Source organism: Pseudomonas sp. (assembly GCF_035512415.1).
Taxonomy (GTDB): Bacteria; Pseudomonadota; Gammaproteobacteria; order Pseudomonadales; family Pseudomonadaceae; genus Aquipseudomonas.
Genome location: NZ_DATKDZ010000009.1, coordinates 174,906 through 198,415, shown reverse-complemented (window position 1 = coordinate 198,415; position 23,510 = coordinate 174,906). Strand labels below are relative to the sequence as shown.

Here is a 23,510-nt window from a genome sequence, read left to right as displayed (position 1 = left end):
TTAACCCCGGAGTGCAGATGACTGCTAATGAATGTGCCCTGACCCAACTGGCTGCCGAGCTGGGCGGGCAACTGATTGCCGTCAAGGCTCAGGTGACCACAGCCGAATCCTGCACCGGTGGCGGCATTGCCGAGGCGATTACCCGCATTCCCGGCAGCTCGGCCTGGTTCGAGGCTGGTTATGTCACCTACTCCAATGCACAGAAGACTAAACAGCTGAGCGTGCCCGAGGCGCTGTTCGCCACTGTCGGGGCGGTGAGTCAGGAAGTGGTTGAGGCCATGGTGCGCGGTGCGCAGGCGCAAAGTGGGGCGCGCTATGCGGTGGCGGTCAGCGGTGTGGCCGGGCCGGACGGCGGCTCGGCGGAGAAACCGGTGGGCACGGTCTGGCTGGCATGGGGCGATGGCGCGCAGCTATTCAGCGTGCGCCGGCAGTTTGCCGGGGACCGCAGCGAAGTTCGCCGACAAACGGTCGAGGCCGCACTGGCGGGGCTATTGCGCCTGCTTGCGCAAGAAAATCCAAATGCGGGGTAGGCGGGCGACTTGCCCTGTGGAATAATACTGGCTACATATACAGTTGTTGGTGGCCGCTAGGAGCCTGTCGGGCTTGACCGTCCGTAGCGAGGGAAAGTCCGGATTGAGGCAGTTTTGTTGATCTTGCGAGGCGAATAGCTAGCTATTTAACGAGAAAGAACGGCAAAAATGACCAATCTGGCTTTTCCGCAGTAGGACAGCGTTAAGCTCGACAGGCTCTGAAGCCCTTTTGATTACGTGAGGACTTAAATGGACGAGAATAAGAAGCGCGCCTTGGCGGCAGCCCTGGGCCAGATTGAAAAACAATTCGGCAAAGGTGCGGTCATGCGCATGGGCGATCACGATCGCCAGGCAATTCCGGCCATTTCCACTGGTTCGCTGGGTCTGGACATCGCGCTGGGCATTGGCGGTCTGCCGAAAGGCCGTATCGTCGAAATCTACGGCCCTGAGTCTTCCGGTAAAACCACCCTGACCCTGTCGGTGATCGCCGAAGCACAAAAGCTCGGGGCCACCTGCGCCTTCGTCGATGCCGAGCATGCGCTCGACCCTGAGTACGCTGGCAAGCTGGGCGTCAACGTTGACGACCTGCTGGTTTCGCAGCCGGATACCGGCGAGCAGGCCCTGGAAATCACCGACATGCTGGTGCGCTCCAATGCCATCGACGTGATCGTGATCGACTCCGTGGCGGCCCTGGTGCCGAAGGCGGAAATCGAAGGCGAAATGGGCGATATGCACGTTGGCCTGCAGGCCCGTCTGATGAGCCAGGCACTGCGCAAAATCACCGGCAATATCAAGAACGCCAACTGCCTGGTTATTTTCATCAACCAGATCCGCATGAAGATCGGCGTGATGTTCGGCAGCCCGGAAACCACCACCGGTGGTAACGCGCTGAAGTTCTACGCTTCGGTTCGCTTGGACATCCGCCGTACCGGCGCGGTGAAGGAAGGCGACGAAGTGGTGGGTAGCGAAACCCGGGTCAAGGTTGTGAAGAATAAGGTAGCTCCGCCGTTCCGCCAGGCCGAGTTCCAGATTCTTTACGGCAAGGGCATCTACCGTAACGGTGAGATCATCGACCTCGGTGTGCAGCACGGCCTGCTGGAAAAATCCGGTGCCTGGTACAGCTATCAGGGCAACAAGATCGGTCAGGGCAAGGCCAACTCGGCCAAGTACCTGGAAGACAATCCTGAGGTGGCACGCACCATTGAAGGTTTGATCCGTGAGAAATTGCTGGTGGTCAGCCCGACGGTCAAGGCCAACTCCACGGTCGATGACCTGGCCGACGCCGACGCCTGATCTGCCTGCCTATGTCCATTGCTCTGGATAACCCCGTCGCGGTGCGACGGGCGGCCATGGATCTGCTGGCGCGGCGTGAGCATGGCCGCGTCGAGTTGACCCGCAAGTTGCGCAGTCGTGGGGCGGCGGATGAGTTGATCGAAGCCGCCCTCGATCGCCTGTCTGAAGAAGGCTTGTTGTCAGAGGCGCGTTATCTGGAGGCCTTTGTCAGCTATCGGGCGCGGTCCGGCTATGGGCCGTTGCGTATTCGCGAAGAGCTGACCCAGCGCGGCCTGGCCCGCGGCGATGTCGAGCAGGCCTTGCGCGACAGCGGTATTGACTGGGGTGAACATTTGCAAGAAACCTGGCAACGCAAGTTTGCCGGGGAGCTACCCCGTGATGCCCGTGAACGTGCCCAGCAGGGGCGCTTTCTCAGTTATCGGGGTTATCCGCCTGAGCTGATCGGGCGCTTGCTCCGCGGTGCGCTGGACGACTAGTTCCGAGCGTTCCGGCTTAAGTGCGTGGCTTGTCCTTGGAGCCTGTCGGGCTTTTCCGCAATAGAACAGCATTAAGTCCGTCAGGCCCTAGGCTATGGGCTCGCGGTGCGCACGGCGCACCCTACAGCAGGTTGCAGCGACCATTGCTGTGCTGGCGGTGGCGGCCATATCGCCTTTTTAGCGGTCTGCTAGCCAGTTCTGCGGCTGATTGACCAGGTCCAGCAATTCGCGCAAGCGGCCGTGGTTGCGGCCGTTAAAGGCGAAGGCCAAGCGCGTCATATTGCACAGCTCCGGTTCGTCCTGTTCGGATTCACAGCGCGCTTGCTGCTGGAAGTCGCCTTGTATGCACAGGTCGCGGAACTCATCGTTCAGCTGCTGCATGGCCGCTTCGTTCAACTCATGGTTGAGGCGGATAACGTAACGCTCCTTGAGCCAACGGCTGGAGTGGTAGTTGCGGTAGAACTGGGCGATTTCTTCTGCGGCATCTTCGGCACTATGCACCAGACGCATCAGGCGCATATCGCTGGGCAGGATATAGCCGTTGTCTTGCAGCTGTTCCTGCAGAAAGGTCAGGGCGCTGGTCCAGAAGGTGCCGCCAGGCTGGTCGAGCAGTACCACGGGCACCAGCGGGCTTTTTCCGGTCTGGATCAGGGTCAACACTTCCAGTGCTTCGTCCAGGGTGCCGAAACCACCCGGGCAGAGCACCAGGCCGTCGGCTTCCTTGACGAAGAACAGCTTGCGTAGAAAGAAGAAGTGGAACGACAGCAGGTTGCTGCTGCCTTGCACGGTGGCATTTGCGCCCTGTTCAAAGGGCAGGGTGATGTTGAACCCCAGGCTGTTTTCCAGGCCAGCGCCTTCGTGGGCGGCCGCCATAATGCCGCCACCGGCCCCGGTAATGACCATCAGGTTGTGCTTGGCCAGCGTCGCACCAAGGTCGCGGGCCAGGTTGTAAACCGGGTGGTTGGGCGGGGTGCGCGCTGAGCCGAACACGGTCACCTTGCGTCGCCGCTTGAACTGTTCCAACGCGCTGAAGGCATGCTCCATTTCGCGCAGGGTCTGCAACATGATCTTGGCGTCCCAGCGGTTGCGGTCGGCCTGGGCCATGCGTACAACCGTGCCGAGCATGGCCTGGTAGAGCTTGGTATTGGGGCTGTCGGGCGGTGCTGCAAGGATGCCCAGTTCTTCCACTCGGGTAGTCAGGTCGACGCCACTGGTTTGAAAATGCCGGGACAGAAAGTCGTCCGATTCATAGGGCATACAACTTCTCCTTCTGGTTGCCGGCCGAGGCGGCGTACTGCCGCGTCGGCCGTGTCCTAAGTATGGCTGCTGGTTTACGCTTTGTGCGACGTACGCACCTGCGTGATAACCGACAGCCCATGCCAGGACCGCATCAGAGGGCGATTTGCTCGCCAGGTTCTGGAATATTGGCGACCCAGTTCAGGCGTTCACGCAGGGCTTGTTGCAAGGCCTGCATTTTTTCCAGTTCGCCATGTACCAGATACAGCTCCGGGTGGTGTTCGAAGTGGCTGACCCAGTCGATCAGCTGCGACTGTCCGGCATGGGCAGAGAAGCCACCGAGGGTATGGATCTTGGCTTTTACCGCAATGCGCTGGTGCAGCACTTTGACGCTCTCGGCACCGTCGACGAGGTTGCGCCCCAGGGTGCCTTTGGCCTGGAAGCCGGGAAAGATCAGGTGGCAATCGTCGCGCCAGAGGTTGTGTTTGAAGTGATGGACGATGCGCCCACCGGTGCACATGCCGCTGCCGGCAATGATGATTGCGCCGCTCTTGATCCGGTTGATCGCCATCGACTCTTCCGGGGTCGGCGTGCAGCGCAGTATGGGCAACCAGTCCTCGATGCGCTTGACCCCTTTGGCCGCCAGCACCGCGCGATCCTCGGGGGCGAACTGGTCCTGGAAGCGCGAATAGATGGCGTTGGCCCGGATGGCCATGGGGCTGTCGAGAAAGACCGCCTGTTGCGGCAGACGGCCTTCCTGATAGAAGCGCCCCAAGTAATAGATCAGGTCCTGGGTGCGGCCCACGGCAAATGAGGGGATCAGCACGTTGCCGCCATCGCGGTGGGCCTGCTGCAGAATCTCCGCCAGTTCATCGAGGGTATCGCTGCTGCAGCGGTGGTCGCGGTCGCCGTAGGTAGATTCGAGCAGCACCACGTCGGCGCGCTTGAGGATGGCCGGGTCATGCATCAGCGGTGAGCAGGTATTGCCCAGGTCGCCGGAGAACACCAGGCGGCGGGTCAGGTGATGGTCCTGCACCTCGAGTTCGACAATCGCCGAGCCGAGGATATGCCCGGCATCGTGGAAGGTCACCTGCACGCCCTTGGCCACCTCCCGTGTTGCGCCATAGGCCACCGCTTGGCGCTGACGCAGGGTCTGTTCGGCATCGGCGGTGGTGTAGAGCGGGCTGATCGGTGCTTTGCCCATGCGGGCCCGCCATTTGTTCTCCCATTCGGCGTCCTTCTCCTGGAGAAACGCGGCATCCAGCAGCATCAGTTCCATCAGCTCACAGCTGGCGTCGGTGGCGAAGATTGGCCCGCGGTAGCCGGCGGCCACCAGTTTGGGCAGCAGCCCGGTGTGGTCGATATGGGCGTGGGAAATCACTACGGCGTCCAGGCTGAGGGGGTCGAAGGCAAAGGCGGCGCGGTTGCCTTCTTCCTCCTCGCGGCGGCCTTGGCGCATGCCGCAGTCCAGCAGCACCTTGGCCCCGTCGCGGCTTTCGATCAGGTAAGAAGAACCTGTCACCTGCTGGATGGCACCGAGGAAGTTGAGCAGGGCCATAAGATCATTCCTTTTCTGGAGTTGAGTTATTCAGGCTTAAGGCTGTCGTATCAGCTGGGTGGGTGTTTTGATACAGGTCAGCATCCGTCCCGATCCCGCGCTCTAGACTTGTTGCAAATCATCGGAGCACAGATATGACCCAGCTATTTCCGAGTGCCAACGAGCTTGCCGAGCATGCGCGCAGCGAGCCCGCCTACGCGGATTGGCAGCGCGGCTACGGTCCTTTGCAGCATAGTCCGCAGACTTGCGCCGCGGTCTATCGATTGGCCCAGCAATTGGTGCAGGGCGGTTTGCAACCTGATCTGGCCAGTGTCTACCGGCACTTGCGTGCGCTTGACCGGCTGACCGCGGCAGGGTTGTGGCTGGTGGTGCATATGACCTACGCCCAGCGCGTGCGCCTCGATGGTACGGCCCTGGCAGCGGCGGATTTCAAACCGGTGCCTGAGGGGCATACCGGTGGTGCCTTGAATATGGTCCCGGCCTATGCCGGTTATCTGGCGCTGAACAGCCTGACGGGTGAAACCCGCGGTTGGCTGATGGGCCAGGGTCACTGCGTGGCGGCCATCGAGGCGCTCAACCTGCTGGTTGCCAATCAGCACCCGGAGCAGGCCGAACGCTACCCCTGCAGCGAAGCTGGCATGAGTCAGCTGGCGGCGGATTTCTACAGCTATGAGCAAAACGCCGAAGGTCAGGTCAGCGCGCCGCTGGGCAGCCACGTCAACCCGCACACGGCGGGTGGTATCGCCGAAGGCGGTTACCTGGGCTTTGCCGAATTGCAGTACGCCCATCTGCCGCTGCCAGGCGAGAAGCTGGTGGCCTTCCTGTCCGATGGCGCGGCCGAGGAACAGCGCGGCAGTGACTGGATGCCGCGCTGGTGGCGCGCCGAAGACTGCGGTGTGGCCATGCCGATAATGATCGCCAATGGTCGGCGTATCGAGCAGCGCACCGAGCTGGCGACCCCCGCCGGATTGGAGAACTTCCGCGAGCACCTGCGCCATTGCGGCTTCGATCCGCTGAGTTTCGATGGCCGCGATCCGGCCGCCTTTGTCTGCGCGCTGTGGGAGATGGAGCAGCGCCTGAGTCATCGGGTGCAGGAGCTGCGCGATGGCGTGCTCAACTACCCGCTGCCGATGCCCTACGGCATCGCCGAAACGCTCAAGGGCTTCGGTTTCTACGGCGCGGGCAGCAATGCCGCACATAACCTGCCATTGCCGGCCAACCCGCATACCGATGGCGCTGCCCGCGAGCTGTTCAATCAGCATGCGGCGCAGCTCTGGGTGGCTGCTGATGAACTGGCTGACGCCTGTGCGTTATTTGCCGCCCGAGGCTCCCGCCTGCTGGAACGGGATAATCCGCTGGCGCAGCGTCAGCCGTCGCTGGCGCAACTGCCCGCGTTGCACTATCAGGATACGGCCTGTTCGCCGATGTCGGCGCTGGATCGCTTCTTTGTGGATCTGGTGCAGGCCAACCCGCAGTTGCGCCCTCGGGTCGGCAACCCCGACGAACTGGCCAGCAATCGCCTGGGCGGCGTGCTCAAGGCGCTCAAGCACCGAGTGACCGCGCCGGAGAGCGAGCTGGAGGCGCTGGATGGCGCAATCATTACCGCCCTGAACGAGGAGGCCGTGGTCTCCGCCTGCCTGGCCAACCAGGGCGGTTTGAACCTGGTGGCCAGCTACGAGGCCTTCTGCGTGAAGATGCTCGGCGCGGTGCGTCAGCGGATCATTTTCGCCCGCCAGCAGAAGGAGGCCGGGCGACCTGCCGGCTGGCTGGGCTGGCCGTTGGTGGCCACTTCGCACACTTGGGAGAACGGCAAGAATCAGCAATCGCATCAGGACACCACCTTCTGTGAGGCCTTGCTCGGTGAGATGAGCGATATGGTTCGGGTGGTGTTTCCCGCCGATCACAACACGGTACTGGCGCTGCTGCCGGGCATCTACCAGGCCCGTGGCCAGCTGGCCTGCATGGTTATTGCCAAGCGCGAACGACCTGCTGTGTTCAGCCGCGAACAGGCCGAGCAACTGGCGCAGGACGGGGCCATTGTGCTGGCCGAACAGCAGGGCGAGCAGCCCTTGCTGCTGATCGCCACCGGCAGTTACCAGTTGGCCGAGATGCAACGCGCCGCCGTTCGTCTGAGCGCCGCGGGTTGTGCCTGGCGTCTGATTTACTTGCAGGAGCCGGGGCGCTTCCGTGCCCCGCGTGACCGCTGGGAGCAGGCCACACTCGCGCCCAGTGAGTTGAGCGAGCGCCTGTTCCCGGCCAGTTGCCCCTACCGGGTACTGCTGACCCATATGCGCCCGGAAGTGGCACGGGGGCATCTGTGGTCGATTCTCGGCGACGGGCCGCGCAATGCGGTGCTTGGCTACCGTAATCGTGGCGGCACCCTGGATGAGGCCGGCATGCTGTTTGCCAATAGCGCCACCTGGGCCCATGTGCTGCAAGCGGTTGGCGGATTGCTGAACAGACCCCTCGGCGATTTTCTCGATGCCGATGAGGCGTCCGCGGTGCAGGGCAATGGCGACCCACGCTGCTTGCGCTAGCACAACTGCTGTGCGGCAACCGCCGTACAGCCTGGAAAGGGAGGGGCAGGCATGCCCAAGTTGACCCTGGAGCTTGAACCTGCGCTATACCGCCTGCTGCAGCAGGCGGCGCAGGGCAATCGGCTGAGTCTGGAAGAGGAGTGTGTGCGGCGCTTGGCCGGCGGGGCGCGCCGTTCGCACTATATGACGGCGCTGCTGGCAGATTTGCGCGCCGATGATGAACAGCGGCGGGCGCGCAAGGGTTGCCCCTGATGCTTACTGCAGGCCGCAGTCGGTCTTGGTAAAGCGCTCGACCGTGACCGGACGGTTGCTCTTGTATTCACTGAACTCGTAGCGCAAAGCCGCGCCGCGTGCCAGCAACTGGCGATAACCCTGGTTGCGGCAGACGCTGTTAGCCAGTTGCGCACGTACGACGTCCGGGTTGCCGCGCATCTGGCCGGCATGTTCGGCGCGTACGCTGAGGTGGTTGACCAATTCATTGCCGTTGACGCTATAGCCCTGATCGAGAATGTCTTCGTTGATTGCCCGTGGGGTGCCCACGCTGCTTTCGCGTGCCACTTTCTCGAGCATTTGGCTCAGCTCGTAGTCCTTCAGCGAGGCGGCTTGGGCGAAGAGGGGCAGGCTCAGGGCCAGGGTCAGAGCGGTCAAACGCAGCATGGGGTACTCCTAAGTCAATTCGCTCCTTCGACAGGTGAGTGCCTGCCAAGGTTCAGTGCGCGCTATCTTACTCCTTACGGCGCTCGCGGGCGTACGCTGTTGGCCGCTGCCTTGTTAAACTGCCGCGCTTGCCGACTCAGGATTGAACATGCTCCTTTCCCCCTACAGTGCGGTGGCTGGCCAATGAGCCATGCCGTTGCCCGTTTACGTGACGCGCGCATTGCCCGCAGCGTAAAACCCTTCCTGGCCCGCGGCAGTCGCTCGGTGCGCTGTCCGGCCTGCCGACTAGCCGAGAGTCATTGTCTGTGCGCCTGGAAACCGCGGGTCGCCGCGCAATCGGCCATGTGCCTGCTGATGCACGATGTCGAAGCGCTCAAGCCGAGTAATACCGGCTGGCTGATCGCCGATGTGGTGGCGGATACCACTGCCTTCGGCTGGTCGCGGGTCGACGTCGATGCGGCGCTGCCAGTGTTGCTGAACGATCCGCAATGGCAGCCTTATCTGGTGTTTCCGGGGGAGTATGTCGCGCCCGAGCGGGTGGTCAGCGAGGTGCGGCCCGTCGCAGGCAAGCGGCCGCTGTTTGTGCTGCTCGACGCCACCTGGACCGAGGCGCGCAAGATGTTTCGCAAGAGTCCTTACCTCGACAGCCTGCCGGTACTCAGCCTGCAGCCCGAACAGCTGTCGCGCTATCGCCTGCGTCGCTCGACTCGCGACGATCACTTGTGCACCGCCGAAGTGGCGGCGTTGTGCCTGGAGCTGGCCGGCGACCAGCACGCTGCGGACGGGTTAAACGCCTATCTGGATGTATTCAGTCAGCATTACCTGGCGGCCAAAGCACCGCGCGCGGTCGATCTGGGCGACCCGTTGCATCAACGCCTGCAGGCGTTTTTGTAGCGCGCCAGTAGTCGCTCCGGGGCAGAGGCTAGCGTGCCGGCTGCGCCAGCTGGCGTGGCCAGAGTTGGGCCAGCAGCATGCCGCCGAGCATCAGCGTGCAACCCAGGTAGCCGCGCAGCTCCAGGGCTTCGCCGAGGAACCAGGCCCCGGCCATAGCGGCAAACACCGCCTCCAGGGAGAAGATGATGGCCGCATGGGAGGCAATCGCGTCCTTCTGCGCCACCACCTGCAGGGTAAAGCCGATGGCCACGCCGAGAATGCCGCCGTAGAGAATCGCCGGCCCGGCGGCGATGATGGCCTGCAGTTGAATCTCTTCGAACAGCAGCGCCAGCGCCAGGCTGATCAGCGCGCAGGTGACGAACTGGATCACGGCCAGGCGCAGCGGGTCGTGGCGGCTGGCGAAGAACCCCACCAGCAGTACATGCACGGCCCAGACAAAGGCCCCGGCCAGTTGTAGCCAGTCACCGGAAGCCACCTGAAAACCGTCGCCGACACTGAGCAGAAACATGCCCAGCACCGCCAGGGTGGCACCGAGCCAGATGCCTACACCGCTCCTGTGGCCGATAAACAGGCCCAGCAGTGGCACGATGATCACGTAAAGACCGGTGATAAAGCCGGAGTTGGTCACGCTGGTGAACAGCAGGCCCACCTGCTGCAGGTTGATCCCCAGGGCCAGGGCCAGGCCCATCAGAATGCCGCCCAGCAGCAGCTGGCGATTGACCGCCGGCAGGGGCGCGCTCTGCGCCCGGCCTTGTAGCAGATGCAGAACCGGCAGCAAAATCAGAGCAGCTAAGCTAAAGCGCAGGCCGCTATAGAGGAAGGGGCCGATGGAGTCCATGCCCAGGCGTTGTGCGACAAACACCGAGCCCCAGATCATGGCGGTAAGCAGCATCAGAAGGTCGGCACGCAGACTGTGGCTTGGCATTTCAAGGGCTCTTCGGCAAAGTTGTCGACTGTGCCGCAAAGCGCCGAGCTTGACCACCCCGTCACGGCTCGGCATGCTGGGTCGTTTTTATGCGGGCCGGGCCGTCTGGCCAGTCGCGCCGCATGCCAAGATGCATTGTCTAGGAGCCTGTCGGGCTTTTCCGCAGTAGAACAGTGTTAAGTCCGACAGGCTCCTAGAGTGCACAGAGCAGTACCCTCGATGGGTATTCACATAACAAGAACAGGATCTGCCATGGCCGCTTTTGAAATCCTGATTGCCGATGATCACCCACTGTTTCGCAGTGCCCTGCAGCAGGCCCTGACCCTGGGGCTGGGCCCCGATGTGCGGCTGGTGGAAGCCGCCAGCATCGCGGAGCTGGAAGGCTGCCTGGTACAGAAGACCGATTGGGATCTGGTCCTGCTCGACCTCAATATGCCTGGTGCCTATGGTTTCTCCGGCCTGGTGCTGTTGCGCGGGCAGTATCCGCATATCCCGGTGGTGATGGTTTCGGCTCAGGAAGATCAGACCATCGTGGCGCGCTCCCGGGAGTTCGGGGCCAGCGGCTTTATCCCCAAATCCAGTGCCCTGGAAACCATTCAGCAAGCGGTGCGTCAGGTACTCGATGGCGAGGTCTGGTGGCCGCAGCAGACTCAGGAAGCGATTGCCCTGTCGGCCGAGGCCAAGGCCGCCAGCGCTGGCCTGGCCAGCCTCACGCCGCAGCAATTCCGCGTGCTGACCATGGTTTGCGACGGTTTGCTGAACAAGCAGATTGCCTACGAGCTGAGCGTCTCCGAGGCCACGGTCAAGGCTCATGTCACGGCGATTTTCCGCAAGCTGGGGGTGCGCACGCGTACTCAGGCGGCGCTGCTCTTGCAGCAACTGGAATCGATTCCGGCCAGCTAAGCTGTCCATTGCACAGTGCCTGGCGTAGGCTGCCGGCCCTTTTTGGTTGTGGATAAAGTCTGATGTCGCCATTCAAAGGTCAAACCGGCCTTAAACGTATCCTCAACGCCTCCGGTTATTCGCTGGCCGGCCTGCGCGCTGCGTTCAACGGCGAGGCGGCGTTCCGCCAGCTGCTGCTGATCAATCTGCTGCTGATTCCCCTGGCCTTCTATCTGGATGTCAGCCGGGTGGAGCGCGCCTTGCTGGTGGCGGTCTGTCTGCTGGCTCTGATCGTCGAGCTGCTTAACTCGGCGGTGGAGGCGGCCATTGACCGCATCTCCCTGGAATTGCATCCACTGTCGAAAAACGCCAAGGATATGGGCAGCGCCGCCCAGTTCACCGCCCTCAGCCTGATCGCCGCGGTGTGGGCGATTATTCTGCTGGGGTAGGGTGGACGCGCCGCGTAGCAGCTTGTCCGCCCTACGCGATGGTCGGCAAGACGATCTGATCGCTACGTTCGACGCCGGCCGTCAGAGCCCGGCACAGCTCGATAAATTCGCGCATGGCGGCGGTCTGGTACTTCTGTTTGTGCCAGATAAACCAGAACTGCCGGCGCAGGTCCAGCTGCGGGGTTTCCAGCGCCACCAGGCTGCCGCGGCGAAAGGCGTCGCGCAGGGCCAGGCGCGAAATACAGCCAATGCCAAGCCCCGACTCCACCGCTCGCTTGATCGCCTCGGTATGCTCCAGTTCCAGGCGGATATTCAGGCTGCCAGGGTGATGACGCATGGCCTGGTCGAAGGTCAGGCGGGTGCCCGAGCCCTGCTCGCGAAGGATCCAGGCCTCACGGCTCAGCTCATCCAGGCTGGCTTGCCCCCTCTGGGCCAGAGGGTGCTGAGGGGCGCAAAACACCACCAGCTCGTCCTCGACCCAGGGCTGCACTTCGATATCCGGGTGCTGGCAGTCGCCTTCGATCAGGCCCATATCCAGCTGGTAGTGGGCAATCTGCTGCACCACATGGGCGGTGTTGTGCACCTGCAGCTTGACCCGGCATTCGGGGTGGCGCTGCATAAAACTGCCGATCAGCAGGGTGGCCAGGTAATTGCCGACGGTCAGGGTGGCACCCACGTTGAGCGAGCCGAAGCCACTCTTGCCGCCCAACAGGCGCTCGATCTCCTTGGCCTGGTCGAGCAGGGCTACTGCCTGGGGCAGCAACTGCAGGCCCAGGGCATTGAGGCTCAGGCGCTTGCCGGCCCGGTCGAACAATTGGCAGTCGGACTGGCGTTCCAGTTCGCTGAGCGAGGTGCTGGTGGCCGACTGCGACAGCGCCAGGGCGTCGGCGGCGCGGGACACGCTTTCCTGCTGGGCTACGGTGACGAAGACCTGAAGTTGCCTGAGGGTAAATCGCATATCTATATAACCGATAACCTATATCTTGATAATCAACTTAACAGATATTGTGCGCCCGCCTAGAATTCGCTGCAACCGAGCCTAGCGTTTCCCGAGGAGTCAGCATGAGCAACCTGAACGTCGAGCGTGTACTCAGCGTCCATCACTGGAACGACACCCTGTTCAGCTTCAAGACCACCCGTAATACCGGGTTGCGTTTCGAGAACGGTCAGTTCGTGATGATTGGCCTGCAGCAGGACAATGGCCGCCCGCTGATGCGCGCCTATTCGATTGCCAGCCCCAATTATGAGGAGCACCTGGAGTTTTTCAGCATCAAGGTGCCCGACGGCCCGCTGACCTCGCAGCTGCAGCACCTCAAGCCGGGCGACGAGCTGATGGTCAGCCGCAAGCCCACTGGCACTCTGGTGCTCGACGACCTGCTGCCGGGTAAGCACCTTTATCTGCTCAGCACCGGCACCGGCCTGGCCCCCTTTATGAGCGTGATCCAGGATCCGGAAACCTACGACCGCTACGAGAAGGTGGTGCTGGTGCACGGCGTGCGTTACGTCAACGAAGTGGCCTACCGCGAGTTCATCACCGAGCATTTGCCGCAGAACGAGTACTTCGGCGATGCCTTGAAGAGCAAGCTGATTTATTACCCCACCGTGACCCGCGAAGAGTTCGAGAACCAGGGCCGCCTGACCGATCTGATGCGCAGCGGCAAGCTGTTCCGCGATATCGGCCTGCCGCCGATCAACCCCCAGGACGACCGCGCGATGATCTGCGGCAGCCCGAGCATGCTCGACGAAACCGCAGCGGTGCTCGACAGCTTCGGCCTGAAGATCTCGCCGCGCATGGGCGAGCCTGGCGATTACCTGATTGAGCGCGCCTTCGTCGAGAAATAAGGCGCAGCGAAGCTCGGGAAAACCGAATGCCGCTTACTTGTAAAAAGTGAGCGGCATTTCTGTAGGGGCTGGACGCCCTGTAGCCCGGATGCAATCTGGCGGAGATTTATCGCCAGCCAATGGGCTCCCGGATTTCATCCGGGCTACGACTCGGTGCGGCCTCGCGCCAACGGGCTACAGGGGGCTATCGCAGTCCAGGTGTTTTTCCAGCCCTAGCTGATAACGATTGCCGCCGTTTTTCTTCGCCAGGTACATGGCATTGTCGGCGTGGATCAGCAGTTGCTGGGGGTCGTCCGCATGTTGCGGATAGAGGGCAATGCCGATGCTCGGCTGTACGCGCTGCGGCTGCCCCTCTAGGTCGTAGGGCTGGTTAAGTGCCAGGCGGATCTTCTCGGCGACCTGGACGGCGTGATCGGCGGCTTGGAAATCCTCCAGCAGCACCACGAATTCATCCCCGGCAAAGCGGGCAACGGTATCCATCTCGCGTATGCATTGCTGGATGCGCCGGGCGACCTGTTGCAGCAGTCGGTCGCCTATGGCGTGGCCGAGGGTGTCGTTGATCAGCTTGAACTTGTCCAGATCGAGAAACAGCAGGGCCAGCTGCCGCCGCTCGCGCCGCGCCCTAGCCATGGCTATCTGCAGGCGGTCGCGCAGCAGTTCGCGGTTGGGCAGGCGGGTCAGCTGGTCGTACTGCGCCATAAACTGCAGGCGGTCGAGCATCTGCAGGCGCTCGATGGCCGATGCCACCTGGGTCGAGACGAACTGCAGCAGCACCTTGTCATTTTCGCTGTAGCGGGCGGCGTGGGAGTAGCTTTGCAGAATAAGCGCACCCATGGCCCCTTTTTGCGACTTGAGCGGCACACCGAGCCAGTCCAGTGCGTCGCAGTCGAGGGCGCGAATATGAGCGGGCAACTGGTCGAGGTTTTCCAGGCTGCGCAGCAGGGTCTGGCCGCTGCGTATCACCTCGGCGCTCAGGGTGCGAGCGGCGAGACTGTGCGCGGCCGGTGCCGGCTGTTGCTCGTCGACGTGGTAGGGGAAGCTCAGTTGGTCATGCTGCTCATCGTAGAGCGCCACCGAGAAATTGCTCGCTGGGAGCAATTGGCCAATGATCCGGTGTACCTGCTGGAACAGCCCGGGCAGGTCCTGGCTGCCATGCACCGCCTCGGAGATCGCATACAACGCCGCCTGCAGGGACTCGCTGCGCTTGCGCTCGCTGATGTCGTGGGCGACGGCTATGCGCAGCTGATCGTCTTCCGACCAGCGTGCTGACCAGAGGATGTGCACGATCTGACCGTCCTTGCGCACATAACGGTTCTCGAAATGCGGCTTGCTGTCACCCGCCATGATCTCGCTGGCGGCCTGCAGGGTTCTTTCGCGATCCTCCGGGTAAACCATGTCGATCATCGGTTTGCCGATCATCTCCGCGGCGCTGTAACCGAAGATCCGCTCGCAGGCGGCGCTGACAAAGACGAAGTGCCCGCTCTTGTCGACCACGCAGATAGCGTCGAGGAGGAGGTCGACAAGGTTGCCAGAGGGCACATAAGGCGTGCGTTTCATCGTCTGCGCATACTTCACTGAGACTGTATGAATGGACCTAGGCTAAAGGGGAGTCCTGTGTCGGCACAGTTAACCATAGGCCATGCCCCGCCTAGCTGTAAGCGGTTGTAAGCTTTTGTGTAAGCCGGCGAAACCGTCCGCTCGATTGGCCAGATGCCGGCTCAGGACGAGGCGGGCGAACTGGATCAGCCAGCCGGCACGACTTCCAGCACGCAGATGCTGTCAGGCTGTGGGTAATGCCAGTGCACATCAACATCCCAGAACCGTGCGCCATAGCGCCGCTCCGGGCCGGGTTGCTGATAGGCCGGGCGCGGATCCTGGGCCAGGCACTGTTCGATCAGCTCGACCAGGGGCTCATCCAGACGCTGGCCATGGCCATGGGCCTGGGTCAGCGCGCTGTCCTGCCAGGTCACTTCGATCAGCTTGGGCGCGCTGTCGGCGATGCGGTTATAGGCAGCGGCCACGCTGTCGGCATAGGGCACATAGGGTTTGATATCCAGCACCGGTGTGCCGTCAAGCAGGTCGATACCGGACAGCCACAGCTTGCCTGGCTCGACCCTGTCCAGCTTGACCACCGACTGGCCGATGCCGTTGGGCCGGTGGGTAGCGCGGGTGCTGAACACCCCGACCGACTGATTACCACCCAGGCGCGGCGGGCGCACTTTGAGGCGGGGTTTGTCTTCCAAGACCTGGTGAAACAGAAACAGCAGCCAGACATGGCTGACCTGCTCCAGGCCTTGCACGGCATCGCCATTATCGAACGGTGCGACCAGTTCCAGCACACCACGCGCCGCCGGGGCCAGTTGCGGCTGACGGGGAATGGCGAACTTCTCCTTGAAGCAGGAGCGGACAAAACCGATGGGCGAAACGGAGTAGGGCATAGCGGCGGCCGGCGATGGCGGGGTGGCCATCTTACCCGCAACGGGCAGTTGCCTTAAGCCCTTTGCTTCTGAGCAGTGGGAGCAATAGTGGCAGTACTGCGACCGCGGATAGCACATGCTTGATGCTGTGGCCGGACAGCAGCTCGCCACTCAGGTGGAACAGGCGGTCGTCGGTGAGTTCGAAGAGCTTGGCCAGGGCATACCAGGCAACGCACAGGCCGAGTCTGAGTCCATGTCCGTCACTCTGCGGTCGGCAGAAGGCTAGCGAGACCAGCACAAGCATGCCGCCAGCCTGCAATAGTATCCAGGGCAGCAGGTTGTCGTTGGCTTGCCAGGCCCAAAGGCTTGCTGCCCCGCCAAGGGCGACGGCCAGCAGCACACCCCTGGCTGCCGCCGGGCCCAGGCGGTCGGCTGTCGCCAGGCTCAATATCCCGGCGAACAACACCAGCATGCCGAGGCGGTCGTAGAGCAGGCTGTGGTCGTTGGGCACCAGGTGATAGACGCTGGAACCGGTGAAGGTGAAAAGCAGCCCGAGACACATCAGCAACGCCAGGCTGCGCCTGTGAGGGTCGAGTACCTGCGCCAGACGGGTCAATCCGAGCAACCCGAGAAGCAGGAACGGCAGGTTGCTGAATACGTCCATGGCATGGGGGATGCCGAACAGGGAGCGCTGATCGGCGAAGGCATGATAGTGCGCGGGTTGCTCCACCGATGGAGCCAGGACTGCCACTAGCACCAGGCCGAGCCCGAACAGGCAAAGTGCGAGTGAGCCCAGGTTTTGTCTGTGCCAATGGTGGGGTGGGGTGGTACTTGCATGCATGGCCTTCTCCATCAGGTCGATAGTTGTGGCGGGCACTCTGAATCTTTTTCTTGGGTAAGTCTCTCTTCAGTGTTCTTGGTAGCGTATAAGTGCTTATCAAGTTCACTTTAGCGATACTTATGGGCGCTTCATCTGAGTTGGTACACATCATCAAGCGTGAACTCAAGGCGCAGCAGCTCACCTATGCGGATCTGGCCCGTGAGTTGGGTATGTCCGAGTCCAACGTCAAACGCATGCTGGCGAAGGCGGACATGCCGCTATCTCGGGTGGACGCTATCTGCCGTGTATTGCACCTGGACTTTGCCGACCTGGCCCGTCAGGTCGCCGATGCCCAGCCATTACTCAGTACGCTCAGCCTGGAGCAGGAGCAGGCTGTGGTGGGTGATGAGCAGCTAATGCTGGTGGCGCTTTGTGTGCTGAGTCAGTGGACCGCCGAGCAGATTCTGGCGGCCTATCGTCTGAGCGAGGTCGAGTTGATCCGTGCCCTGATTCGTCTCGATCGGTTGGGTGTCATCGAGTTGAAGCCGTTGAACCGCTACCGTCTCAAGCTGGCTAAGACGTTTCGCTGGCAACCCGACGGACCGGTGATGCGCTACTTCCGCAGGCATGCGTTGCAGGATTACTACGATGGCGAATTCGCCGGTAGCGACGAAGGCCTGCTGCTGGTGCACGGACGGATCAGTCGCGCGTTGGCGCCTTCGTTCGTCGAACGCCTGCAGCGGGTAGCACAGGAGTTCGCCCAGCAGCATCTGGCCGACCAGAAATTGCCCGAGGCTGAGCGAGAGGGCTATACGTTGGTTCTGGCAATGCGGCGCTGGGAGTTCGCCGTATTTGAGGCATGGCGCCGCTGATCAGCTCGCTGTCGCAGCCGCGGCGAAGCGCCAACAGTCCTTAGTTACAGGTGAAAACCGCCGTCGATGGGGATGATATTGCCGGTCATATAGGCACCGGCGGTGCTGGCCAGGCTGATTGCCAGGGCGGCCATTTCTTCCTCGCGGCCCCAGCGCTGCATCGGGATCAGCGCGCAGTCTTCGGCCATGGCCGCCTCGTCCTGGGCGATGAATTGGGTCATCTTGCTTGGGAAACGCCCCGGGGCGATCACGTTGACGTTGATATGCTGGCCGACCAGCTCACGGGCCAGCATGCGCGACAGCTGGTGCAGGGCGGCTTTGCTCGGGCCGTAGGCATAGGCGTCTTCACCGTGGGAGGTGATGCCGGCGACCGAGCCGATATTGATCACCCGCGCCGGGCTCTCCGCATTGCCGGCTTTGCGCAGCAGCGGCAGCAATTGCTGAATGCAGCTGAACACCGAGGTCACGTTGAGCTGCATGACCTTCTCCCAGCCCTTGGCCGGGTAGCTTTCCAGCGGCGCGCCCCAGGTGGTGCCGGCGTTATTGACCAGGATATCCAGCTTGTCGAGGGTGCCGCTCAGCTGCGCGGCCAGGGCCTGCACGCCTTCCTCGCTGGCCAGGTTGGCGGCGATGCCGTGGCAAGTGCCGAAGGCCGATAGCTCCGTGGCGGTTTGCGCGCAGGCTTCACCATCACGGGCGCAGACGTAGACCGTTGCGCCGGCTTCGAGAAAGGCTTTGGCGATCATCTTGCCGATACCGCGGGTGCCGCCGGTGACCAGGGCGGTGCGGCCTTGCAGGGAGAAATAAGGGTGCATGGCAAATCCTTGTTGGGGATAGATGCCACTAGCCTAATCCTGCACCTGCAACGCGGCAGGCACTATTGCCCTTGGAAATACAACGCCATGCGGTCAGGCATGGCGGCTTGCCGCTGACTTAGCCGCGTAGGCGCAAGGTTAAGCCCTTGAGAAAGTTGCGCAGAAACTGGTCGCCACAGGTGCGGTAGTTGCTGTGGCCGAACTTGCGAAACAGCGCGCTCATCTCCGGTTTGGAAACCGGGCAGTCGACGCTGTTCATGATGGCGTGCATATCGTCTTCTTTCAGTTCGAAGGCCACGCGCAGTTTCTTCAGTACCGTGTTGTTGGTGATCGGCAGCTCAAGCGGCTGGGGCGGACGGCTGTCGTCCTTGCCGCGCTTGAAGTACACCAGGCCATCCAGGGCGTGGGCCATCAGTTCGTCGTTGCAGGCGACAAAGCCTTCTTCGTCTTCCTTCTTGAGCATAGCGGCGAGGTCGTCGAGGGCGACCTGCTTGCCGCTGAGCTGGATGATTTCGCTCAGCTTCGCATCGCTGACGTCGAGCATATAGCGCAGGCTGCGCAGTACATCGTTATTAAGCATGAGGGTGTCCTGAAGGTGGCTGACGCCTAAAGCGGCAGCTTGAGAAAAGTTAGAAGCGTTCTTTCGCGGCCAGATAGCGCCATTGCCCCGGCTGAACCTTGGCCATGGGCACGCCGCCGATGCGGATGCGCTTCATGCCCAGTACCTTGAGGTCGACACTGTTGCACATAAAGACGATCTGCCCAGGCAGCGGGTTCTTCAAGGCGAAGCGCAGGCGGGTTTCGTTCTGCCAGCTGACCTTGCACGGTGCCAGGGCCGTGCCATTGAAGGTCAGGCCTTGAGCCAGGCGCTTGAGCTGGCTCGCGCTCAAGGTGCCAACCACTTCGACCACATACTCCTGCTCCAGCTTGCTCAGGTCTTCCTTGAGCTTGCGCTCAATGCGCCAGTCCTGGGTCAGTACGTGTAGGCCATCGGCCCCGGCCTGTAGCGGAATGCAGGAAATGAGTCGGGCGAAATGGCTTTTCAGCGGACGAATGCCCGAGCCGTCTTCCGGCCAGTGGCTGGCCGGGCTGATGCTTTCTACGGCGCGATCAGGCGAGTGGCCGTTGGGTACATTGAGCAGCAGGGTAACCGGCTCGACCGGGGTCAGCACGGCATTGGGCAGCAGTTCAACGCGCTGCTCGGCGACCTTGAATTGCGGTTCTTCCACCACCACGCCATCCACCGTGACCCAGCCGCCTTCGATATAGAGTTCGGCCTCGCGGCGCGAGCAGCCGATCTCTTCGATCAGGCGTTTGGACAGGCGTATCGGGTCGGTCATGGAAGCACGCATCGGCAAAAAAGGGCGACCATTGTAACTGGCCGCGCGCGCGATGCACGCAGCAATGGGCGAACGGCGGCGATAAAAGACAGACCACAAAGGGGATGGGGCGGAGGATGGGGGCCGTCAAGGTGATAAGCCATCAATTGCACGATGGGTTATCACCCATCCTACGAGCTCATAACGTTCTCGATTGCAAAAAAAACCGCTCCGAGGAGCGGTTTTCTTGAACCCAGGGTGCGGTCAACCGCCCAGGTAGGCGTCGCGTACCTTCGGGTCGTTTAACAGGTCATGGCCGCTGCCCTGCATCACGATCCGGCCGTTTTCCAGCACATAGCCGCGGTCGGCCAGCTTGAGCGCCTGGTTGGCGTTCTGCTCGACCAGAAACACCGTTACACCGTCCTTGCGCAGCTGTTCGATGATATCGAAGATCTGCTGGATGATGATTGGCGCCAGGCCCAGCGACGGCTCGTCGAGCAGCAGCAGCTTGGGCTTGCTCATCAGCGCGCGGCCGATGGCGAGCATCTGCTGCTCGCCGCCGGACATGGTGCCGGCACGCTGAGCGAAGCGTTCCTTCAGGCGCGGGAACAGGTGCAGCACCTTGTCCAGTTGCTCCTGATTGTCGGCTTTGCTGCCGAAGAAACCGCCCATCACCAGGTTTTCTTCCACGGTCAGGCGGGAGAACACCCGGCGGCCCTCTGGTACCACGGCAATGCTCTTGCGCATGATGCTCGGGGTGTCCTGGCCGATCAGCTCTTCACCCTGGTAGCGGATGCTGCCGCTGCTCGCCTGAGGTGAGCCGCAGAGGGTCATCAGCAGGGTGGATTTACCGGCACCGTTGGCGCCGATCAGGGTGACGATCTCGCCCTGACGGACTTCGACGTTGACGTCATGCAGCGCCTGGATCTTGCCGTAGAAGGTGGAAACATTCTCGAAATACAGCATCAAGCTTCCCCCAGGTAGGCTTTGATCACGTCCGGATTTTCGCGGATTTGCTCCGGCGTGCCGTCCGCCAGGGGCGTGCCCTGGTTGATCACATAGATATGGTCGGAAATGCTCATGACCAGTTTCATGTCGTGCTCGATCAGCAGCACGGTGACGTTATGTTCGTCGCGCAGCACGCGGATCAGCGCCTTGAGGTCGTCGGTCTCGCGCGGGTTGAGGCCCGCGGCCGGTTCGTCGAGCATCAGGATGCTCGGCCGGGTCATCATGCAGCGGGCGATTTCCAGGCGGCGCTGCTGACCGTAAGCCAGGGTGCCGGCTGGGCGGTTGGCGAACTCGGTCAGGTTGACCTGATCCAGCCAAAACGCGGCGAACTCCATGGCCTCGCGCTCGCTTTTGCGAAACGCCGGGGTCTTGAACAAACCGGACAGATAGTTGGTGTTGAGGTGACGATGCTGCGCCACCAGCAGGTTTTCCACCGCGGTCATGTCCTTGAACAGACGCACGTTCTGGAAGGTACGCACCACGCCTTTGCGGGCGATCTTGTGGCCCGGCAGGCCCTCGATCTGCTCGCCGTTGAGGCGGATATTGCCGCTGGTGGGCTGGTAGAAGCCGGTCAGGCAGTTGAACACCGTGGTCTTGCCGGCACCGTTGGGGCCGATCATCGACACAACCTGCTTTTCGTTGACGGTCAGGCTCACCCCGTTGACGGCCAGCAGGCCGCCAAAACGCATGGACAGGCCGCTTACTTCTAGAATCGGGCGGCTCATTGTTTCAGCTCCAGGTGCGGGCGTTGCATGGGCAGCAGGCCCTGCGGACGCCAGATCATCATCAGTACCATCAAGGCACCGAACATCAGCATGCGGTACTCGTTGAATTCCCGCGCCAGCTCCGGCAGTAGGATCATCACGATGGCCGCCAGGATGATGCCCAGCTGCGAGCCCATGCCGCCCAGCACGACGATGGCGAGGATGATCGCCGATTCGATAAAGGTGAACGACTGCGGGCTGACTAGACCCTGGCGCGCGGCAAAGAAGCTGCCGGCGAAACCGGCGAAGCAGGCACCGATGGTAAAGGCCGAGAGCTTGATCGCGGTGGGGTTCATGCCCAGGGCGCGGCAGGCGATTTCGTCTTCACGCAGGGCTTCCCACGCGCGGCCGATCGGCATGCGCAGCAGGCGGTTGATCACGAACAGGGTCAACAGCACCAGCAACAGGGCGATCAGGTAGAGGAAGATCACCTTGTTGATCGAGTTGTAGGCCACCCCGAAGTACTCGTGGAAGGTCTGCATGCCTTCGGCGGCCTTGCGGTCGAACGACAGGCCAAACAGGGTTGGCTTGGGGATCGAGCCGATGCCGTTGGGGCCACCGGTGAGCCAGGTCATGTTGTTCAGCAGGATGCGGATGATCTCGCCGAAACCCAAAGTGACGATGGCCAGGTAGTCGCCGCGCAGGCGCAACACCGGAAAGCCCAGGATAAAGCCGAAGAACGCCGCCATCAGGCCGGCGATCGGCAGGCAGATCCAGAAGCTCAGGCCGAAGTAGAACGACAGTAGCGCGTAGCTGTAGGCACCCACGGCGTAGAAGGCCACGTAGCCGAGGTCGAGCAGACCGGCTAGACCGACCACGATGTTCAGGCCGAGGCCGAGCATCACGTAGATCAGGATCAGGGTGGCGATATCCACCGCCCCGCGCGAGCCGAAGAACGGCCAGGCCAGCGCGACGACGATCAGGCCGAGGACGATCCAGCGCTGGGTCGAGGGCAGGGTAAGGTACTCGCTGGCCTTGCCCGGCATGCTTGGCAGCTTGGGCGCGTGGCTCCAGGCGGCGCGCAGCTGGTTACGAAACAATTGCCAGAAGAACATGGCAATGGCGCAGCCGCCGATGGTCCACAGCACCGCCGGGCTGGCTCCCTCGACCTGCAGCTTGATGCCGATGGTGGAGAGCTTCAGACCCAGCACCGGGTAGGCCACGGCCAGCACCAGCAGGGCGCTGAAGAACGCGATCTTGAAGTTTTTCATGGTTGGCGAACTCATACCTTTTCAACCTCCGGACGACCGAGGATGCCGGTCGGGCGGAACAGCAGCACCAGTACCAGCAGGCTGAAGGCCACGACGTCCTTGTACTGGTCGCCGAAGATATCGGCACCGAAGGCTTCGGCCACGCCCAGCAGCAGACCGCCGAGCACTGCGCCAGGGATGCTGCCGATGCCGCCCAGTACCGCGGCGGTGAAGGCCTTGATCCCGGCGAGGAAGCCCAGGTGCGGGTTGATCACACCGTACTGCATGCCCAGCAGCACCGCCGCCACAGCGGCCAGGGCAGCACCGATCACGAAGGTCAGACTGATGATGTTGTTGGTGTTGATGCCCAGCAGGTTGGCCATCTTCAGGTCTTCGGCGCAGGCCCGGCAGGCCCGACCCAGACGCGAGCGGGAGATAAACAGGGTCAGACCGACCATCGCCAGGAAGGTGACGACGAAAATCAGCACCTGCATATAGGAAATGACCACGCCGTTCATGGCGCTTTCCCCGAGCACGAAATTGCCCGGCAGAGGGTTGGGGATGGCTTTGTCCTTGGAATCCTGGGACAGCAGCACAAGGTTCTGCAGGAAGATCGACATGCCGATTGCCGAGATCAGCGGGATCAAGCGGTTACCGCCGCGCAAGGGGCGGTAGGCGACCCGTTCGATGCTGTAGCCGTAGGCGCTGGCGACAATGATGCTGGCGGCGAAGCCGGCGATCATCATCAGCGGCAAGCTGTCCAGGCCGAACATGGCCAGGCCGGCGATGACGATAAAGACTACATAGGAGCCAATCATGTACACCTCGCCGTGGGCGAAGTTGATCATGCCGATGATGCCGTAGACCATGGTGTAGCCGATGGCGATCAGGGCATAGGTACTGCCAACGGTCAGGCCGTTGATCAGCTGTTGCAGGTAGTGATAAAGATCAGGCATTGCCTAACTCCTGGGTCGTCACGCACGTCAGCGCTTGTGGCGCAGAGTGAGACCGGAATTCTTCTAATAA

General features: G+C 62.1%; 25 protein-coding genes. 10 read left to right on the top strand and 15 right to left on the bottom strand.

The features are described 5' to 3' along the window. Positions 1–17 precede the first annotated feature (17 nt). The 3 genes from VMP31_RS04440 to recX all read left to right on the top strand — a co-directional run bounded on the left by VMP31_RS04440 (position 18) and on the right by recX (position 2,299). Entirely contained in the window at positions 18–530 is a 513-nt protein-coding gene (locus VMP31_RS04440; RefSeq protein WP_325504479.1) for a nicotinamide-nucleotide amidohydrolase family protein, read from the top strand. Positions 531–779: 249 nt separating this feature from the next. Beyond that, positions 780–1,823: a recombinase RecA gene (gene recA / locus VMP31_RS04435; RefSeq protein WP_325504477.1), complete on the top strand. Its 1,044-nt coding sequence runs from the start codon at positions 780–782 to the stop codon at positions 1,821–1,823. 11 nt (positions 1,824–1,834) lie between these two features. Continuing rightward, positions 1,835–2,299, top strand: coding sequence for a recombination regulator RecX (gene recX / locus VMP31_RS04430; RefSeq protein WP_325504475.1), 465 nt, complete (start codon positions 1,835–1,837; stop codon positions 2,297–2,299). Positions 2,300–2,476: 177 nt separating this feature from the next. Here recX and VMP31_RS04425 read toward each other — a convergent pair whose 3' ends face one another. Both VMP31_RS04425 and VMP31_RS04420 read right to left on the bottom strand, forming a co-directional pair. Beyond that, positions 2,477–3,556 carry an LOG family protein gene (locus VMP31_RS04425; protein WP_325504473.1) on the bottom strand — a complete coding sequence of 360 codons (1,080 nt, stop codon included), beginning with the start codon at positions 3,554–3,556 and terminating at the stop codon, positions 2,477–2,479. A gap of 133 nt (positions 3,557–3,689) precedes the next feature. Next, positions 3,690–5,093: an MBL fold metallo-hydrolase gene (locus VMP31_RS04420; RefSeq protein WP_325504471.1), complete on the bottom strand. Its 1,404-nt coding sequence runs from the start codon at positions 5,091–5,093 to the stop codon at positions 3,690–3,692. Between the two features lie 134 nt (positions 5,094–5,227). On the opposite strand from VMP31_RS04420, the gene VMP31_RS04415 reads away from it, so the two are divergent. Beyond that, positions 5,228–7,630, top strand: coding sequence for a xylulose 5-phosphate 3-epimerase (locus tag VMP31_RS04415; protein WP_325504469.1), 2,403 nt, complete (start codon positions 5,228–5,230; stop codon positions 7,628–7,630). A 51-nt stretch (positions 7,631–7,681) separates the two neighbouring features. Then, positions 7,682–7,882, top strand: a complete 201-nt coding sequence (locus tag VMP31_RS04410) for a hypothetical protein (protein ID WP_325504467.1) — start codon at positions 7,682–7,684, stop codon at positions 7,880–7,882. Positions 7,883–7,885: 3 nt separating this feature from the next. On the opposite strand, the gene VMP31_RS04405 is transcribed toward VMP31_RS04410, so the two are convergent. After that, complete coding sequence (locus tag VMP31_RS04405; RefSeq protein ID WP_325504465.1) at positions 7,886–8,287, bottom strand: quorum-sensing-regulated virulence factor family protein; 402 nt, start codon at positions 8,285–8,287, stop codon at positions 7,886–7,888. A 183-nt stretch (positions 8,288–8,470) separates the two neighbouring features. Between VMP31_RS04405 and VMP31_RS04400 the strand changes: the two genes are divergently transcribed. Next, complete coding sequence (locus VMP31_RS04400) at positions 8,471–9,181, top strand: tRNA-uridine aminocarboxypropyltransferase (protein ID WP_325504463.1); 711 nt, start codon at positions 8,471–8,473, stop codon at positions 9,179–9,181. A 28-nt stretch (positions 9,182–9,209) separates the two neighbouring features. On the opposite strand, the gene VMP31_RS04395 is transcribed toward VMP31_RS04400, so the two are convergent. Next, positions 9,210–10,106, bottom strand: coding sequence for a DMT family transporter (locus tag VMP31_RS04395; protein ID WP_325504461.1), 897 nt, complete (start codon positions 10,104–10,106; stop codon positions 9,210–9,212). Between the two features lie 252 nt (positions 10,107–10,358). Here VMP31_RS04395 and erdR point away from each other — a divergent pair, with 252 nt between their 5' ends. Both erdR and VMP31_RS04385 read left to right on the top strand, forming a co-directional pair. Further along, entirely contained in the window at positions 10,359–11,009 is a 651-nt protein-coding gene (gene erdR, locus VMP31_RS04390) for a response regulator transcription factor ErdR (RefSeq protein ID WP_325504460.1), read from the top strand. Between the two features lie 62 nt (positions 11,010–11,071). Continuing rightward, positions 11,072–11,437, top strand: coding sequence for a diacylglycerol kinase (locus VMP31_RS04385; RefSeq protein WP_325504458.1), 366 nt, complete (start codon positions 11,072–11,074; stop codon positions 11,435–11,437). Positions 11,438–11,468: 31 nt separating this feature from the next. On the opposite strand, the gene VMP31_RS04380 is transcribed toward VMP31_RS04385, so the two are convergent. After that, on the bottom strand, positions 11,469–12,395 hold the full coding sequence (locus VMP31_RS04380) for a LysR family transcriptional regulator (RefSeq protein ID WP_325504456.1): 927 nt from the start codon (positions 12,393–12,395) through the stop codon (positions 11,469–11,471). Between the two features lie 104 nt (positions 12,396–12,499). Here VMP31_RS04380 and fpr point away from each other — a divergent pair, with 104 nt between their 5' ends. Beyond that, positions 12,500–13,279, top strand: coding sequence for a ferredoxin-NADP reductase (gene fpr, locus VMP31_RS04375; RefSeq protein WP_325504454.1), 780 nt, complete (start codon positions 12,500–12,502; stop codon positions 13,277–13,279). A gap of 174 nt (positions 13,280–13,453) precedes the next feature. Here the strand turns inward: fpr and VMP31_RS04370 are convergent, their stop codons facing one another. The 3 genes from VMP31_RS04370 to VMP31_RS04360 all read right to left on the bottom strand — a co-directional run bounded on the left by VMP31_RS04370 (position 13,454) and on the right by VMP31_RS04360 (position 16,537). Beyond that, positions 13,454–14,836 carry a sensor domain-containing protein gene (locus tag VMP31_RS04370; protein ID WP_325504452.1) on the bottom strand — a complete coding sequence of 461 codons (1,383 nt, stop codon included), beginning with the start codon at positions 14,834–14,836 and terminating at the stop codon, positions 13,454–13,456. Between the two features lie 185 nt (positions 14,837–15,021). Continuing rightward, positions 15,022–15,717, bottom strand: coding sequence for a tRNA (N6-threonylcarbamoyladenosine(37)-N6)-methyltransferase TrmO (tsaA, locus tag VMP31_RS04365; protein WP_325504450.1), 696 nt, complete (start codon positions 15,715–15,717; stop codon positions 15,022–15,024). A gap of 31 nt (positions 15,718–15,748) precedes the next feature. Beyond that, entirely contained in the window at positions 15,749–16,537 is a 789-nt protein-coding gene (locus VMP31_RS04360; RefSeq protein ID WP_325504448.1) for a hypothetical protein, read from the bottom strand. 89 nt (positions 16,538–16,626) lie between these two features. On the opposite strand from VMP31_RS04360, the gene VMP31_RS04355 reads away from it, so the two are divergent. Further along, positions 16,627–17,388 carry a helix-turn-helix transcriptional regulator gene (locus tag VMP31_RS04355; RefSeq protein ID WP_325504446.1) on the top strand — a complete coding sequence of 254 codons (762 nt, stop codon included), beginning with the start codon at positions 16,627–16,629 and terminating at the stop codon, positions 17,386–17,388. A 44-nt stretch (positions 17,389–17,432) separates the two neighbouring features. Here VMP31_RS04355 and VMP31_RS04350 read toward each other — a convergent pair whose 3' ends face one another. From VMP31_RS04350 to livH, 7 genes are all read right to left on the bottom strand, one after another. Further along, positions 17,433–18,203 (bottom strand): SDR family oxidoreductase, encoded by a 771-nt coding sequence (locus VMP31_RS04350; RefSeq protein WP_325504445.1) that lies wholly within the window; start codon positions 18,201–18,203, stop codon positions 17,433–17,435. 118 nt (positions 18,204–18,321) lie between these two features. After that, the gene (locus tag VMP31_RS04345) at positions 18,322–18,783 is read right to left on the bottom strand and encodes a DUF1456 family protein (protein WP_325504443.1); all 462 of its coding nucleotides are present in this window, start codon (positions 18,781–18,783) and stop codon (positions 18,322–18,324) included. A gap of 49 nt (positions 18,784–18,832) precedes the next feature. Continuing rightward, positions 18,833–19,543, bottom strand: coding sequence for an rRNA pseudouridine synthase (locus VMP31_RS04340; RefSeq protein WP_325504441.1), 711 nt, complete (start codon positions 19,541–19,543; stop codon positions 18,833–18,835). A 243-nt stretch (positions 19,544–19,786) separates the two neighbouring features. Further along, the gene (locus VMP31_RS04335; RefSeq protein ID WP_090375237.1) at positions 19,787–20,488 is read right to left on the bottom strand and encodes an ABC transporter ATP-binding protein; all 702 of its coding nucleotides are present in this window, start codon (positions 20,486–20,488) and stop codon (positions 19,787–19,789) included. Next, positions 20,488–21,255, bottom strand: a complete 768-nt coding sequence (gene livG, locus VMP31_RS04330) for a high-affinity branched-chain amino acid ABC transporter ATP-binding protein LivG (RefSeq protein ID WP_325504437.1) — start codon at positions 21,253–21,255, stop codon at positions 20,488–20,490. Before livG ends, VMP31_RS04335 begins: the two co-directional genes overlap by 1 nt. Then, positions 21,252–22,520: a high-affinity branched-chain amino acid ABC transporter permease LivM gene (locus VMP31_RS04325; protein WP_414705429.1), complete on the bottom strand. Its 1,269-nt coding sequence runs from the start codon at positions 22,518–22,520 to the stop codon at positions 21,252–21,254. Before VMP31_RS04325 ends, livG begins: the two co-directional genes overlap by 4 nt. Beyond that, positions 22,517–23,440: a high-affinity branched-chain amino acid ABC transporter permease LivH gene (livH, locus tag VMP31_RS04320; RefSeq protein WP_325504435.1), complete on the bottom strand. Its 924-nt coding sequence runs from the start codon at positions 23,438–23,440 to the stop codon at positions 22,517–22,519. The genes VMP31_RS04325 and livH overlap by 4 nt, the downstream gene beginning before the upstream one ends. Positions 23,441–23,510: the final 70 nt, after the last annotated feature.